The organism is Neoroseomonas rubea, from assembly GCF_016106015.1.
GTDB lineage: Bacteria > Pseudomonadota > Alphaproteobacteria > Acetobacterales > Acetobacteraceae > Neoroseomonas > Neoroseomonas rubea.
This window is the reverse complement of record NZ_JACADQ010000018.1, coordinates 1-15,926: the sequence shown is the minus strand read 5'-3', so window position 1 is coordinate 15,926 and position 15,926 is coordinate 1. Positions and strand designations below refer to the sequence as shown.

The window sequence follows — 15,926 nt, the reverse complement described above, 5'->3', positions numbered from 1 at the left end:
CGTCAGTCCCCAACAGACAACAAAAGGAGGGGGCTCGGGGGAGTTCACTCCCTCGACCTTTCACCGTGATGGACGCCCTAACCCTCGCCGTCATCCAGGCCGGCCTCACCCAGGTCTGCAACGAGATGGACCTGGCATTCTCCCGCGCTGCGTTCTCGCCGGTGATCGCTGAAGCGGATGACCGATCCGACGGCATCTACGCAGCGGAAGACGGCGCACTGATCGCCCAGGGCGAAGGCGGGCTGCCGGTCTTCGTCGGCGCCATGCAGCACAGCGCGGGGCACATCATCCGTCTGATCCGCGAAGGCGCCGTCGCGCCGCCGGAACCGGGCGACATCTACATCGTCAACGACCCCTATCTGGGCGGGACGCATCTGATGGATGTGCGCTTCGCCAGGCCGTTCTTCGTTGATGGCGGATTGTTCTGCTGGCTGCAGAACACCGGCCACTGGCCGGACACGGGCGGCATGGTCCCCGGCGGCTTCTCGGCGCATGCGACCGAGGTTGAGCAGGAAGGGCTGCGCCTGCCGCCGGTGAAGCTGTTCAAGCGCGGAGAGATGGATCGCGAGATCCTGTCGATCATCCAGTCCAACATCCGCGTGGCGGACCAGCGCATCGGCGACATCAAGGCCCAGGCCGCGGCGCTGCTGGTGGGCGAGCGCCGCCTGTCCGAGATGATCGCGCGCTACGGCGCCGCCACGCTGCGGGATGCCATCGCGCTGATCCGCGAGCGTGCGGCCGAGCGCATGCGCGCCGAGATCCGCCGCATGCCGGAAGCCACCTGGCGCGCGGAAGCCTTCGTCGATTCCGATGGCGTGGTGAACGAGCCGCTGCGAATCGCGCTCTCGGTCACGCGGCGCGGCGATGCGCTGTTGTTCGACTTCGCCGGCTCCTCCCCGCCCTGCGCGGGGCCGATGAATTCCGTCTGGGCCACCACCTATTCGGCCGTCTGCCTCGGCGTGAAGCACATCTTCCCCGACATCCCTATCAACGCCGGCACCTTCGCGCCGCTCGAAATCATCCGCCCCGAGGGCACCTTCCTCGATGCGCGCTACCCGCGGCCGGTCAGCGGCTGCGCGGCGGAAGTCAGCCAGCGCATCGCGGAAGCGGTGTTCCTGTGCCTGGTGCAGGCGTTGCCGGAGGAAGTGACCGCGGCCCCCGCGGGAACCTCCGGCAACTTCGCGCTCGGCGGCGTCGATCCCGCGCGCGGCGCGGGCTACGTGATGTACCAGATCACCGGCGGCGGCTATGGCGGCAATGCGCGGGAGGACGGGCTGTCGAACGGCTGCTCGACCATCGGTATCAGCAAGACGGCGCCGGTCGAGGTGATGGAGCAATACTACCCCATCCTGTTCCGCCGCTTCGCGCTGCGGGAAGGTTCGGGCGGCGCCGGAATGCATCGCGGCGGCTTCGGCGTGCATTACGAGGTGGAATTGCTGCGCGGGGAAGCGCGCGCTTCCTTCGTCATGGACCATGGCCGCTTCGGCCCGCCCGGCGTGCTGGGCGGCGGCGACGGCGCGCCGAATGAGGTCCGCATCCATCGCGGCGGGACCACGACCATCCCGCTGCACCTGTCGAAGGACCAGGGCATCGCCCTTGCGCCCGGCGACAGGGTGGAGGTGAAGACGCCCGGCGGCGGCGGCTACGGCGACCCGCTTGGGCGCGATCCTGCGCTCGTCGCGCGCGATGTGCGCCGTGGTACCTACGATGCCGCGCAGGCCGCCGCGCTGTGGGGCGTGGTGCTGCGCGACGGGACGTTGGACGAAGCGGCGACGGCCACGCTGCGCCGGAGCCGCGCCGCATGACTGCATACCACCGCCCGCGCAGCCTGGATGAGGCACTCGCCATCCGTGCCGAGACCGGTGCGCTGCCACTGGCCGGTGGCACGGACATCCATCCGCTGCGCACCGCGCGCGCCGCCTGGGGGGAGCCCTGGACGATGCCCGTGCTGGACCTCTCCGCCGTGCCGGGCCTCGACGGAATCGAGGAGGATGCCACCGGCTGGCGCATCGGCGCGCGGACGAGTTGGACCGCGATCGCGGAGGCCGCGCTGCCGCCACTGTTTGACGGGCTGCGCGCCGCGGCGCGGGAGGTGGGCGGCCGCCAGGTGCAGAACCGCGGCACCATCGCGGGCAACCTCGTCACCGCGTCGCCGGCCGGGGACGGCATTCCGAACCTGCTGGCCCTGGAGGCCGAAGTCGAGCTGGCATCGCGGGACGCGACTCGGCGCCTGCCGGTTGCGGAATTTGTCACCGGCTACCGCGCGACGGCGCTCGCGCCGGAGGAAATCGTGACGGCGCTGCATGTGCCGCGTCTCGACCATGCGCGCGGGCGCTTCGAGAAACTCGGCGCACGGCGATACCTCGTCATCTCCATTGCCATGGCGGCGGCGGTGATCGCGATGGAGGGCGATCGTGTGGCGGAGGCGCGCATCGCGATTGGCGCCTGCTCGCCCGTCGCGCGGCGCCTGCCGGCGCTCGAAGCGGCGCTGGTCGGCCAGCATCCGTCCGAGATGGCGAGCGTGCCGCAGCCGGCGCATCTCACGCCGCTCGCGCCGATCGACGATATCCGCGCCACCGCGGCCTACCGCACGGATGCCGCGCTCGTGCTGCTGCGCGACCTGCTCGCGGGGTTCACCGCATGATCGCCCTGACCGTCAACGGGACGCGCCACGACGTCGCGGCCGATCCCTTCGCGCCGCTCTCCGACACGCTGCGCGAGGGGCTTGGCCTGACCGGGACGAAGGAAGGCTGCAACGCCGGCGATTGTGGCGCCTGCACCGTGCTGATGGATGGCGCACAGGTCTGCGCCTGCCTGGTCTCCACGGCCCAGGCGGAGGGGGCGGAGATCACGACGATCGAGGCCGCCGACCCGCTGCTCGACCGGCTGCGCGCCGCCTTCCTCGCGCGCGGCGCGGCGCAATGCGGCATCTGCACGCCGGGGATGCTGATGGCGGCGCTCGACCTGCTGCGGCGGGATGTCGCGCCCGACCGCGCGGCGGTGGAGGATGCGCTGGGCGGCGTGCTCTGCCGCTGCACCGGCTATCTGCAGATCGCGGATGCGGTACTGGACGCGGCGCGCGGCACCGTCATTGCGGCACCGGCCGATGGGCGCGTCGGCGCCGCGATCCCGCGCCTGGACGGCGCGCCGAAGGTCGCAGGCACGGAACTGTACGGCGCCGATGACGCGCCTGAAGATGCGTTGTGGCTGCGCGTCGTGCGGTCCCCGCACGCCCATGCGCGCTTCACCTTGGGCGACCTCGACGGCGCGCGGCACCGCCTGGGCCTTTTTGCGATCCTCTCGGCGCGCGACGTGCCGGGGCTGAACGGATTCGGCATCATGCCGAACCTGAAGGACCAGCCGGTCTTCGCGGACGGATATGTGCGCTATCGCGGGGAGGCGGTTCTCGGCCTGCTGGGCGACCGCGATGTCGTCGCCGCCGTGCGCGATGCCGACTTGCCGATCACCTGGGAGATATTGCCGGCGCTGCACGGTGTCGAGGCCGCGCTGACGCCGGATGCGCCGCAACTGCACGACCACGCGCCCGGCAATATCCTGGTGCGCGGGCACCTGCGAACCGGCGATGCCGAACCCGCCTTCGCGAACGCCGCCGCGCGCGCGGGGGGCACCTTCCGCACCGCCTTCGTCGAGCACGCCTATATCGAGCCCGAGGCCGGCCATGCCATTCCCGGCGAGGGCGGCGCCATGACCATTCTCGCCTGCACCCAGGCGCCGGTGATGGACAGGGAGGAGACGGCGCGCGTCCTCGGCGTGGCGGAGGAGGCCGTGCGAATCGTACCGACCGCCTGCGGCGGCGGCTTCGGCGGCAAGCTCGACGTGTCGGTCCAGCCGCTGCTCGCCGTCGCGGCGCGCGTCGCGAACCGGCCCGTGCGCATGACCTACACGCGCACGGAGAGCATGGCGGCCTCCACCAAGCGCCACCCGGCCATCCTGTATGCGCGCATGGCGGCGGATCCGAAGGGGCGCTTCACCGCCTTCATGCTCGACGGCGATTTCAACACCGGCGCCTACGCATCCTGGGGCCTGACCGTCGCGAACCGCGTGCCGGTGCACGCCTCCGGCCCCTATCGCGTGCCGAACGTGCTGAACCGCACGCGCGCGGTCTACACCAACGACACGCCGGCCGGCGCATTCCGCGGCTTCGGCGTGCCGCAGGCGGCGATCGCGACGGAAGCGCTGGTGGACGACCTGGCCATCGCACTCGGCATCGACCGGTGGGAGATCCGGCGGCGCAACGCGCTCGGCAAGGGCGACGTCACGCCATCGGGGCAGGTGCTGCACGCCTCGGCGGGGCTGCCGGACTGCCTTGATGCCCTGAAGCCTGAATGGGAAGCGGCGCTTGCGCGCGTGGCCGCGCACAACACGAAGCATGCGCGCCATCGCCTCGGCGCCGGCATCGCCTGCATGTGGTACGGCTGCGGCAACACGGCACTGTCGAACCCGTCCACCATGCGCATCAGCCTGGCGCGCGACGGAACGCTCACGCTGTTCAACGGCGCGGTCGATATCGGCCAGGGCAGCACGACGGTGATCGGGCAGATCGCCGCCGACGCCCTCGGCCTGCCGCTGTCCTCCCTGCGCCAGGTGCTGGGCGACACGGCGCTCACCCCCGATGCGGGCAAGACCTCGGCCTCCCGCCAGACCTTCGTCAGCGGCCGCGCAGCGGCCGAGGCGGCGAAGGCGCTGCGCGCGCGCATCCTCGCGCTGGCCAATGCCGGCGACGGCGCGACGCTCGCGCTGGACGGCACGCTTCTGACGGTGCGGGACTCGCACACCACGCGCGTCATCGACCTCGCCGCGCTGGATGCCGACCTGGTGGCGGAAGCGCGCTACGATCCACCGACCGTGCCGCTCGATGCCGACAGCCAGGGCGTTCCCTACGCGACCTACGGCTTCGCCGCGCAGCTCGCGCTCGTGCGCGTCGACACGGCGCTCGGCACGGTGAAGGTGGAGGAGATCGTGGTCGCGCAGGATGTCGGGCGCGCGGTGAACCCGCTGCTCGTCGCAGGGCAGATCCATGGCGGCGTCGCGCAGGGGCTCGGTCTTGCGCTGATGGAGGAATTCATCCCCGGCCGCACCGAGAACCTGCACGACTATCTGATCCCGACCGCGGGCGACATGCCCGCGATCCGCATCCACCTGATCGAGGATCCGGAACCCGAAGGTCCCTTCGGCGCGAAGGGCGTGGGCGAGCCGGCGCTGGTGCCGACGGCGCCGGCGATCCTCTCCGCCATACGGCACGCGACCGGGGTGCGCATGACGGAGGTGCCGTTGCTGCCGCATCGGTTGCTGGGACGACTCGGGGGAGGAGAACCTCCCCCGGCCCCCCTCCCTTCTTTGTCTGTTGGGGACTGACGGCCATGGTCGGTGCCCAAGAGACAAAGAAGGTTGAGGGGGGTCAGGGGGGAGAAGTTCTCTTCTCCCCCCTGCCGCCGGAGGCAACGCGATGACCACCCGCGCCCAACGCAGCGAAAAGTTCGGCGCCGCCGAAGGCGACGGCATCATCCGCTGCGATGCCTGCCCCGTGCTCTGCCGCATCCGCCCCGGCCGCGCGGGGGCGTGCTCGCGTTACGCGAACCAGGACGGCGTGCTGGTGCGCACCGATCCCGCGCTCGCCCTCGCCCAGGCCATCAAGGGCAACGCGCCGCTGGTGCCCTTCGCGCAGGCGGATTGGGACGGCGCGCTGATCGATCCTTCGCGGGTCTTCGTCACGGGCGTCGGTGCCGGCACCACCTATCCCGACTACAAGCCCGCGCCGTTCATCGTCGGCGCCAGCCATGCCGGAGTCGATACCGTCACCGTCGTGACGGAGGGGATGTTCAGCTATTGCGGCGTGAAGGTGAAGATCGACACGGACCGCCACCTTGGCCCGGAGGCCGCGCCGGTGCGCGTGCAGGGCGAACAGGTCGGCCACGTCACCACGGCCGAGTACGGATCGCAGATGCTGTCCATCGGCGGCGTGCGGCACCTGACGGGCGGGTCGAAGAAGGAAGGCGTCGTCACCTGCGACACGCTGCTGAAGCTGTGCGAGGCAGCGCCCGTCGAGATGACGATCGATGGCGGACACAGCGTGGTGGTCCAGGCCGGCGCCGCGCCGATCGTGGACGGCGTGGCGGAGACGCGCATGCGCGTCGGCTGCGGCAGCGCCGCGGTCGGCATCTTCGCGCAGCAATGGCTCGGCCATGTGGACGAGGTGATCGTCGTCGACGACCACATCACCGGGGTGCTGAGCGAGCACCAGGCCGGGAAGGTCCTGCACATGCGCGCCGCGGGCATCCGCGTGCGCGGGCGGCGGTCCACGCCCGGGCGCTACTTCCAGGTGGCGCGTCCGGGCCTCGGCTGGGGCGGCACGGACATCACCGACCCGCTCGAGATCATCGAGCGCATCGACCCGGCCGTCGCCTGGCCCGGCCTGCGCCTGCTGATGACGAGCACGACCGGCGACCACGCGCTGTACTTCGTGCTGAACGAAGCGCTGCGCCCGGTCGAGACCGAGATACCCGAGGCCGTGCGTCGCGTGGTGGATCGCATCGGGGAGAATTGCGAGCCGTCGCTCTGCTCGGTGGTGTTCATGGCAGGTGCGGGCGGGTCGCTGCGCGCGGGTGTCACGGAGAACCCCGTGCTGCTGACGCGTGCCGTCGCGGCGGGCGAGGTGCGCGTCACCATGGGCGGCGCGCCGGTCTATCTCTGGCCGGGCGGCGGCATCACGGTGATGGCGGATGTGCTGCGCATGCCCAGGCGCGCCTTCGGCACGGTGCCGACGCCGGCGATGGTCGCACCCATCGAGTTCACCCTGCCGCGCGACCTCTACCGGCGACTCGGCGGCCATATGGACCAGGTGCAGCCGGTGGAGGAGGTGCTGCGCGCACTCGGCGAGGACCTCCGCGTCGAGACCTTGCACCAGGGCAATCCCTGGCCCTTCCCGCGCTGAGGCGATGCAGCCGCCGGTCGCGCAGCGTCTTGCGGATGGCCGGCTGCATCTGAGCCACGGGCCGATCGACCTGGTGATCGGCACCTGGGGGAAGACGGAGGACATCGCGGCGGCCGAGCGCGCGGCGATGGCGCTGTTCCCGGGCATCCTGCCCGGCCTCGCGGCGGAACTGGGCGAGCTGCGCAAGCCGATGGATCGCGCGCCGCGCGTGACGCATGCCGTCGCGCGTCGGATGGTCACGGCCTGCGCGCCCTTCGCGCCGCTATTCGTCACGCCCATGGCGGCGGTGGCCGGGTCCGTGGCGGACCATGTGCTCGCGGCGATGTTGGCGGCGGCGCCGCTCGCCCGGGCCTATGTGAACGACGGCGGGGATATCGCGCTGTATGTCGCGCCGGGCGAATCGCTCGCGATCGGCCTCGCCGCGACTCCGGAGTCGCTCGCCATGGACGGCGCGCTGCTCGTGACGGCGAAAAGCGGCATCGGCGGAGTCGCGACCTCCGGCCGGCATGGGCGGTCCTTCTCCCTCGGCATCGCCGATGCCGTGACGGTGCTGGCGCAGGATGCGGCGACGGCGGATGCGGCGGCGACGCTCATCGCCAATGCGGTGGATGTGGACAGCGCGGCGGTGCGGCGGGCGCCGGCGGTGAGCCTCGATCCGGACAGCGACCTGGGGGAGCGACTGGTCACGCAGGCGGTCGGTCCGCTGGACGCGGCGGAGGTCGCGGCGGCGCTGGATGCGGGCCTCGCGCGTGCCGAAGCCTTCCGCGCGGCCGGGCTGATCCTGGGTGCGGCGCTGCGCCTGTCCGGCGCTGCCCGCATCACGGGCGCGGCGCTTCTCCCCTGAACGCAGAAAGGGCCGCCTTTCGGCGGCCCTTCCCGTACGATGTCGCGTTGAGCGCCCCCGCTTAGCGGAGGACGATCTCCACGCGGCGGTTCTGCGGCTCGCGCACGTTGTCCGGGGTCGGCACGAGCAGCTGGCTCTGGCCGAAGCCGCGGGTGACGATCTCGTTCCGCGGCACGCCCAGGCGGACCAGCTCGCCGGCGACGGCGGCGGCGCGACGCTCGGACAGGCCCTGGTTGTAGCGGGCGGAGCCCGAGGTGTCGGTGTGGCCGTTCACCTCGATGCGCGTGACCTGCTGCGAACGACGGGCCGTCGCGGCCTCGCCGATGATCTGACGCGCGCGGGCGGTCAGGTCGGCGCGGTTCCAGTCGAAGAACACCAGGAAGGTGCGCGCCGGCGCCGGGGCCGCGGCGGCCGCGGTCACCGGGGCGGCCGAGCGGCCGAAGTTGTAGCGCACGCCGAACATGATCGAGTGGTTGAAGTTGTCCGCCTCGAACGTGAAGCGCGTGGTCGCAGCGCCCGGCGTCGCCACCGTGCCCGAGATGTCATGGCCGAGCGTGCCCATGAAGCGGTACTCGGCGGTCAGCGCGAGGCCCGGCACCGGGTCGATCGGCAGCGCGACGCCGACGATCGCCTGGTAGGCGAAGTTGCCCTCGTCGCCGTCGAGGCGGACGCGCGTGTTGCCGACATTGGCGCCCGCATCGTCGTGCTCGTGGATCACGTAGCCGGCGCCGACGCCGACATACGGGGCGATGCCACCGAGGTTGAAGTCATACAGGGCGTTGACCATCGCGCCGTAGGAGCGCGCGGTGCCCGTGGAACGCGAGAGCCGGCCAACGCCAGCGGCCTTCACGGTATCCACGTCGTTCTGGCGGTAGTTGCCCTCGAGCTCGAGGCGCAGGCCGTTGCCGAAGCCATAGCCGACGCTGATCACGCCGGCCCAGCCCCACTCGAAGCCGACATCGACGTTACGGCCGTTCACCGGCGCGTTCGCGATCGTGTCGTCCTGGCCCATCAGGTAGTTGCCGCCGAGGCCGGCGCCGACATACACGCCCTGCACCCGCGGGTCCCAGCTCTGCGCGTTCGCGGCCATCGGCAGCGACAGCAGCGTCGCGGCAAGAAGCGTCTTCCTGAAGCTCATCGTCATTCCTCGCATCCGGATCACGCACCGGCCGCGCCGGTGCAAGAGACTCCACCCCAATCCGGGGTCGGACGGACTTTAACCACAACCGGCGCGACTTGGGGCAGGGTCTGGCCGCCCGAACCGACATATCCGCGCCAGTGTGGCGAGCATGCCACACCCTGTGGCGGCACCGTACGGCGCCCCCGACCGCGATTTTCCCCAGCCTCCCAACACGCGCGACGCTAGTCTCTCCCCCGGCGGCCTTCCGCCGGGCCGCCGTCCAACACGGCCGGCCCAAGGCCGGCCCAGGCTCGGAGGGAGGCTAACGCCATGAATTCCGGTCCGAATGAGGCCCGCCCCGCGTCGAGACGGCCCCGCGCCGTCGCCCTGATCGGCCCGCAGGGCAGCGGCAAATCCACCCTGTACGACGCCCTTCTCGCCGCCGCCGGCGCCCCCGCCGGCCGGAGGAACGGGGATGCGAAGCAGCGCGCCATGGGCACCGAGGCCCGCCTCGGCCACTGCACCTTCATGGGGGAGGACTGGGCGCTGCTCGACTGCCCGGGCTCGATCGAGTTCGCGCAGGAGCAGGCGGCCGCACTCGCCGTCGCCGACCTCGCGCTGATCGTCTGCGAGCCCGATCCCGGCCGCGCCGCCACCCTCGCCCCCGCCTTCCACGCGCTGGAAGCCGCCGGCCTGCCCGCCATGGTGTTCGTCAACAAGGCCGACACGCTGGGCGGGACGCATGTGCGGGACACCCTCGCCGCGCTGCAGGCCCATTCCCGCCGGCCGCTCGTGCTGCGCCAGGTTCCGATCCGGGAGGGCGGGGAGGTCACCGGCTATGTCGATCTCGTGAGCGAGCGAGCCTATCGCTGGCGCCGCGGCGCCCCGTCCGACCTCATACGCATCCCCGAATCGATGATGGCGCGGGAGGCCGAGGCCCGCGCCGCGCTGGCAGAGACGCTGGCCGACCACGACGATTCGCTGCTCGAGAAGGTGGTCGAGGACACGGTCCCGACCCCTGGCGACCTCTACCGCCCGTTGCACGCCGATGTCGTCGCCGGGGCGCTCGACCCGGTCCTGATCGGCGCGGCCGAGCGCCGCCACGGCGTGCTGCGCCTGTGGAAGGCGCTGCGCCACGACGTGCCGGGGCCGGAGGAAACCGCCGCACGCCGCGGCATCGCGCCGGAGGGCGAGGCGCTCGCCCAGGTCTTCCGCACGCTTCATGCCGGGCATGGGGGCAAGCTCTCCTTCGCGCGGATCTGGCGCGGCGGCGTGAAGGACGGCGCGACGCTGGGCGGGGCGCGCATCGGCGGCATCACCCGCTTCCCCGCCGGGGAGGCCGCGAAGGTGCCGGAGGCCGCGATGGGCGAGGTCGTCGCCCTCGGGCGGCTCGAGGCGGCCGCGACGGGGCAGGTCCTGTCCCCGTCCGGCACCGCGCCCGCCCTGCCCTTCCCGGCGCCGCCGCAGCCCGTCTACGCGCTGGCGATCGCGACCGAGGACCGCAAGGACGACGTGCGCCTGTCCGGCGCGCTGGCGCGGCTGGCGGAGGAAGACCCCTCGATCTCCATCATCCACGATGCGGAAGCCGGGCAGATCCTGCTTGCGGGCCAGGGCGACCTGCATCTCGGCCACGCCGTCGCGCGCCTGGCCGAGGCGCATGGCGTGCGCGTGACGACCACCCGCCCGCGCATCGCCTTCAAGGAGACCATCCGCCACGCCGCGCGCCACCACGCCCGCCATCGCCGCCAGACGGGCGGCCACGGCCAGTTCGCCGACGTGACGCTGGAAGTGGCGCCGCGCACGCGCGGGGACGGCTTCGCCTTCGAGGACCGCATCGTCGGCGGCGCCATACCGCGCAAGTTCATCCCCGCGGTGGGGGAAGCGGCGGAGGAAGCGGCGCGCAAGGGACCGCTCGGCAATCCCGTGGTCGATGTCCAGGTCACCCTGCTCGACGGCGCCTTCCACAGCGTCGATTCCTCCGACATGGCCTTCGCCACCGCGACGCGCATGGCGATGCAGGAAGCACTGTCGAAGGCCGAGCCGGTGGTGCTGGAACCGGTCGACCAGGTGACCGTGCTCGTGCCGCAGGACGGCACGGCGGCGGCGCAACGCCTGCTGACAGGGCGTCGCGGCCAGATCCTCGGCTATGCGGAAAAGCCCGACTGGCCGGGCTGGGACGAAGTGCAGGCGCTGGTGCCGGAATCGGAACTGCACGACCTGATCATCGAGCTGCGGTCCCAGACCATGGGCCTCGGCACCTACACCCGCCGCTTCGACCACCTGGCCGAGGCTCGGGCCAGATAGGCGCCATGCGCGGCGGGGGCCTTTGCAGCCCCCGCCGGCGTGGCACACTCCCCGGCATTCTCGGGGGAACGTTGCGCATGGAACGCCAGTACACGGTCGCCGATCTCGTCGCGGACATCCTGCCGCGCATCGGCGTCTCGACGGTCTTCGGCATCGTCTCGGTGCACAACATCCCGATGCTGGACGCGATCGGGCAGCGCAACGCGCTGCGCTACGTGATGGCGCGGGGCGAGATGGGCGGCGCGCACATGGCCGATGCCTATGCCCGCGTCTCCGGTCATCTCGGCGTGCTGTTCACCTCCACGGGGCCGGGCATGGCGAACGCCATCCCGGGGCTGGTCGAAGCCCGCTTCGCGGGTTCCCCCGTGCTGCACATCACCGGCCAGACCGCGACGAAGCACATCGACCGCGATGCCGGTACGGTGCACGACGTGCCGGGCCAGACGGCGATGCTGGCCGCCGCCTGCAAGGCAGCATACCGCGTGCGCAGCGCGAACGAGGCCTTCGGCGTGCTGGTGCGCGCGGCGGCCGAGGCGCTGTCCGCCCCGTGCGGGCCGGTGAGCGTGGAAATCCCGATCGACCTGCAGCGCGCGCCGATCGCGCGGCCGGCGGGACTCGATGCGCTGGCGCTGCCCATCGCCGCGCCACTGCCGCCGAACCCGTCCGAACTCGACGCCGCGGCGGAAATCCTGGCCGCGGCCAGGCGGCCGATGCTGTGGCTCGGCAACGGCGCGAAGCGGGCGCGCGCGGCGGCAATGCGCCTGATGGGCCTCGGCTTCGGCGCCGTCTCCTCCTGGAACGGGCGCGGCATCATCCCCGAGGATCATCCGATGACGCTCGGCGGGCTGCATGGCAACGGCTCCCCGCGCGTGCAGTCCTTCTATGAGAGCGTGGACGCGATGCTCGTCGTGGGGTCCCGCCTGCGCGGGCATGAGACGGGCGACTTCTCGCTGAAACTCCCGAAGACCTTGATCCACGTCGATTGCGACGCGACGGCGAATGGCCGCACCTATCCGAACACGCTGTTCGTCCATGGCGACGCGGCGCTGGCGATGGAGGGCATCGCGGAGCGGCTTTCGGGCGGCACGGCGCTGGACCACGGCTTCGCGGACGACTTCGCCGCCCTGCATACGCGGGCCCGCGACGAGTATCTCGCCACGCTCGGCCCCTATGCCGGCTTCCCCGACGCGATCCGCGCCGCCCTGCCGCGCGACGGCGTCTGGGTGCGCGACATCACCATCGCCAACTCCACCTGGGGCAACCGCGTCTTCCCGATCTACGATCCGCTCAACGCCGTGCATCCGGTGGGCGCGGCGATCGGGCCGGGGTTGGCTCTCGGCATCGGCGCGGCGATCGCGGCGGAAGGGCGCAAGACGATCGCGATGTGCGGCGATGGCGGCTTCTCGCTCGGCATGTGTGAGCTCTGGACCGTGGCGCAGGAGAAGCCGGACCTCGTCACCATGGTGATGAACGACGGCGGCTACGGCGTGATCCGCCACATCCAGGACGCGGTCGCGGACGGGCGGCAGTTCGGACACGACCTGCTGACGCCGGATCTGGCGGGCCTGGCCGCCCTTGCAGGGCTGCCCTTCTTCAAGGTGAGCAGCGCGGAGAGCGTGGGCGCGGCGCTGTCGCAGGCGCTCGCCGTGAAGGGGCCGGCGCTGGTCGAGGTGGAGATGCGCGCGATCGGCGCGGTGCCGCCCTATGCGCCCTATGCGACCATGGGCAAGCACGCCGAAAGGGCCCGGCAGTAGCCACGGCAGAGGGGGCCTTGCCCCCTCCGGCACCTCCCCCACCAAAGGCCGAAAGGCCTTTGGAAACCAATTCCTACAGCGCGATCCGGAACAGCAGGGCGTCCTCGCCGCCATAGGCCGCGTCCTTGCGGATACGGCCGAGCGCCACGCCGCCATTTGCGATGATTACCTTCTGCGAGGCGATGTTTTCCGGATCGGTCGTCAGGTCGAGATGCGCGAGGCCGACCGACCGCGCCTCGGGCAGCAGCAGAGCCAGCGCGCGCGTCGCATGCCCCTGCCCACGCTTCCAAGGCACCACGGCATAGCCGACATGGCCCAGCACATGCGGCGGCAGCGCGGAAGTGCCGGGCTGCCAGCGCAGATGGATCGCGCCGCAGAACTCGCCATCCCAGATCCAACGCGTGACGCTGGGCAGCCGCGGCACCCTCGTGCCATCGGGCAGGGTGATCGGCCCGCCGCGCGCCTCGGGGTCCTCGAGACTGGCGAGGAACGACTCCGCATCGCGCGCGATCGCCTCGAGATGCGCGCGGACCACGGCCTCCCCACCGACATTGAAGGGCGACCATCCGGCACGCAGCGCGGCGGCGTAGCCCTCCAGCGCCTCCAGCGCCGGGCGGATCAGCCGCGTCACGCTCATCGGGCCAGCATCATGCGCGCCGACCAGCCAGCGACGCCGCAGGCAGCGATGACCGCCGCCATCGGCAGCGCCGTGCCATCCTGAGCCACGCCCAGCACCGCACCCACCGCCGCGCCGATGCCGAATTGCAGCGTGCCCATCAGCGCCGAGGCATTGCCCGCGATCTTCCCATGCGGCCCCATGCCGAGCGCCACCGTCAGCGGCATCACCGCCCCGATCATCGCGACATAGCCGAACAGCGCCACGACGATGCCGCGGAAGCCGAAGGCGCCGGTCACCGTAACCAGCAGCAGCGCGAGCCCCGCGACCGCGGCGACGGAGAGCACCACTGGCAGCAGCCGCGCCGGCGGCACGCGCTGCGCGAGGCGCGACGTGACCTGCCCCACCAGCATGATGCCTACGGCATTCGCCCCGAAATAGAAGCCGTAATGCCCCGGCTGCACCCCGTGCAGTTCCATGAACACGAAGGGCGAGCCGATGATGTAGGCGAACATGCCGCCGATGATGAAGCCGCCCGCCAGCGCATGTCCCATGAAGCGCCCGTCGCGCAGCAGCCCCCACCAGATGCCGAGCGTGGCAGCGAAGCCGTCGCGACGGCGCCGCTCGGGCGGCAGCGTCTCCGGCAGGAACAGCCAGATCATCACCAGCATCGCGACGCCATAGAGCGCGAGCAGGACGAAGATGCCGCGCCAGCCGAACACCGGCAGCAGCGCGCCCCCCACCAGCGGCGCGACGATGGGCGCGATGCTCATCACAAGCATGAGCGAGGCCATCAGCCGCACCGCGCCGCGTTCATCCGTTACGTCGCGCACCACGGCGCGCGCGATGACCATGCCCGAACACCCGCCCAGCGCCTGCGCCAACCGCGCGAGCGTGAGCGAGCCGATGTCCGGCGCCATGGCGCAGACCGCCGAGGCCAGCGCGAACAGCCCAAGCCCCGCGAAGAGCGGCCCGCGCCGCCCGAAGCGATCCGCGACCGGTCCGTAGAAGACCTGCCCCACCGCCATGCCGAGGAAATAGACCGCGAGCGTCCCCTGCACCGCGCCGGGCGTCGTCTGCAGCGAGTCCGCCAACGCCGGAAAGGCCGGCAGGTACATGTCGACCGAGAAGGGCCCCATCCCCGCCAGCGCGCCGAGGATCAGCGCCAGCGTCCGGTGGCTGGGCCCGCTCACGCCGCCGGCGCCTCCGCCAGCGCCTGCGCGGCCAGCGCGAGCGCGCGTTCCACCGCCATGCGTCCCTCGGTGGAGAGCGGCGCCTGCGGCGGGATCGGGTCGCCCACCGCGAAGCCCTGGATCTGCAGCGCGCCCTTGATGCAGGCGGCGAGCGAATGCGCGGCGAACAGCTCGTTCACCCGCCACAACGCCTTCTGCAGCGCCATTGCCGCGTCCCAGCGTCCGGCGCGGCAGAGCTCGAACAGCCGCACGCTCTCCCGCGGGATGGCGCAGGCCGGCCCCGCCATCCAGCCCTTGCCGCCGATCAGCATCACCGCGGCGGGGATGTGGGCGGACGCGGCGAAGACCTCCATCCGCCCGGCGCAGCGGTTGAGGATGGACAGCAGCCGCCCGGTATTCGTCGAGGCATCCTTGATCAGCCCGATGCGCGGGTGATGCGACAATTGCTCGATGGCGGCAAGCGACAGGTCCGATCGCTGGAAGTTGGGGTTGGTGTAGAGCACCGTGGGCAGGTCGGTCGCGTCCGCCACCGCCGTGAAGTAGGCGACGATGCCGGCCTCGCTCACCGGGAAATAGGCTTCGAGGATCGCGAGGATCCCGTCCGCGCCGATCGCCGCATAGTCGCGCGCCTGGCGCACCGCATCTGCCGTGGTGGTCGCCGCGACGCCGGCCACCACGGGCACGCGGCCGCGCGCCTGGTCCACCACGATCTCGACAATCCGCCGCCGCTGCGCCGTATCCAGGTAGGCGAATTCCCCGGTGCTGCCGAGCGGCGTCAGCCCATGCACGCCGGCATCGACCAGGTGGTCCACCAGCCGGCGCAGCTCGCCCTCGAGCACCGTGCCGTCGAGCGCGACGGGGGAAACGAGGTAGGGGAAGACGCCGTGGAATCCGCTCATGGCTTCATCCTAGCGCGCGCCCTGCCCTTCCCACCATCCGGGGACGGACGCATGATCGCCATGACTCAGCGACGGGGGCGGATCATGGCGCGCATCCAGGCAACGCGACGCGGGCTTCTCGGCGGGGCGGCCGCGCTGGCGGCCGGCGGTGCGCGGGCGCAGGGAACGGCGCCGCCGATCCGCGTGCTGTCCGGCTTCGCGCCCGGCGGCGCCGTCGACATCGTCGCGCGCATCGCGCAGGAGG

11 protein-coding genes and 1 pseudogene are annotated in these 15,926 nt (G+C 71.8%); 8 read left to right on the top strand and 4 right to left on the bottom strand.

Features of this window, described 5'->3' with window-relative positions; translation table 11 throughout:
* Positions 1–68 precede the first annotated feature (68 nt).
* The 5 genes from HW577_RS04010 to HW577_RS03990 all read left to right on the top strand — a co-directional run bounded on the left by HW577_RS04010 (position 69) and on the right by HW577_RS03990 (position 7,796).
* Positions 69–1,805: a hydantoinase B/oxoprolinase family protein gene (locus tag HW577_RS04010; RefSeq protein WP_198374776.1), complete on the top strand. Its 1,737-nt coding sequence runs from the start codon at positions 69–71 to the stop codon at positions 1,803–1,805.
* Positions 1,802–2,644 (top strand): FAD binding domain-containing protein, encoded by an 843-nt coding sequence (locus HW577_RS04005; protein ID WP_198374775.1) that lies wholly within the window; start codon positions 1,802–1,804, stop codon positions 2,642–2,644. Before HW577_RS04010 ends, HW577_RS04005 begins: the two co-directional genes overlap by 4 nt.
* Entirely contained in the window at positions 2,641–5,376 is a 2,736-nt protein-coding gene (locus HW577_RS04000) for a molybdopterin-dependent oxidoreductase (protein ID WP_198374774.1), read from the top strand. The genes HW577_RS04005 and HW577_RS04000 overlap by 4 nt, the downstream gene beginning before the upstream one ends.
* Positions 5,377–5,467: 91 nt before the next feature.
* Positions 5,468–6,952, top strand: coding sequence for a 6-hydroxynicotinate reductase (locus HW577_RS03995; RefSeq protein WP_198374773.1), 1,485 nt, complete (start codon positions 5,468–5,470; stop codon positions 6,950–6,952).
* A 4-nt stretch (positions 6,953–6,956) separates the two neighbouring features.
* Positions 6,957–7,796: a UPF0280 family protein gene (locus HW577_RS03990; protein WP_198374772.1), complete on the top strand. Its 840-nt coding sequence runs from the start codon at positions 6,957–6,959 to the stop codon at positions 7,794–7,796.
* 61 nt (positions 7,797–7,857) lie between these two features.
* Here HW577_RS03990 and HW577_RS03985 read toward each other — a convergent pair whose 3' ends face one another.
* Positions 7,858–8,934 (bottom strand): OmpA family protein, encoded by a 1,077-nt coding sequence (locus tag HW577_RS03985; RefSeq protein WP_198374771.1) that lies wholly within the window; start codon positions 8,932–8,934, stop codon positions 7,858–7,860.
* A gap of 312 nt (positions 8,935–9,246) precedes the next feature.
* Here HW577_RS03985 and HW577_RS03980 point away from each other — a divergent pair, with 312 nt between their 5' ends.
* Together HW577_RS03980 and HW577_RS03975 are read left to right on the top strand one after the other, a co-directional pair.
* Positions 9,247–11,220 carry an elongation factor G gene (locus HW577_RS03980; protein ID WP_198374770.1) on the top strand — a complete coding sequence of 658 codons (1,974 nt, stop codon included), beginning with the start codon at positions 9,247–9,249 and terminating at the stop codon, positions 11,218–11,220.
* 77 nt (positions 11,221–11,297) lie between these two features.
* Positions 11,298–12,974, top strand: coding sequence for a thiamine pyrophosphate-binding protein (locus HW577_RS03975; RefSeq protein WP_198374769.1), 1,677 nt, complete (start codon positions 11,298–11,300; stop codon positions 12,972–12,974).
* 73 nt (positions 12,975–13,047) lie between these two features.
* On the opposite strand, the gene HW577_RS03970 is transcribed toward HW577_RS03975, so the two are convergent.
* Genes HW577_RS03970 through HW577_RS03960 form a run of 3 tightly spaced genes read right to left on the bottom strand, consistent with a single transcriptional unit; the run spans position 13,048 to position 15,682 of the window.
* Complete coding sequence (locus HW577_RS03970) at positions 13,048–13,611, bottom strand: GNAT family N-acetyltransferase (protein WP_198374768.1); 564 nt, start codon at positions 13,609–13,611, stop codon at positions 13,048–13,050.
* Positions 13,608–14,783, bottom strand: a complete 1,176-nt coding sequence (locus HW577_RS03965) for a Bcr/CflA family multidrug efflux MFS transporter (protein ID WP_332837411.1) — start codon at positions 14,781–14,783, stop codon at positions 13,608–13,610. The genes HW577_RS03970 and HW577_RS03965 overlap by 4 nt, the downstream gene beginning before the upstream one ends.
* On the bottom strand, positions 14,780–15,682 hold the full coding sequence (locus HW577_RS03960) for a dihydrodipicolinate synthase family protein (protein ID WP_198374767.1): 903 nt from the start codon (positions 15,680–15,682) through the stop codon (positions 14,780–14,782). Before HW577_RS03960 ends, HW577_RS03965 begins: the two co-directional genes overlap by 4 nt.
* 51 nt (positions 15,683–15,733) lie before the next feature.
* On the opposite strand from HW577_RS03960, the pseudogene HW577_RS03955 reads away from it, so the two are divergent.
* A pseudogene (locus tag HW577_RS03955) lies at positions 15,734–15,926 on the top strand (hypothetical protein); the annotation flags it as partial.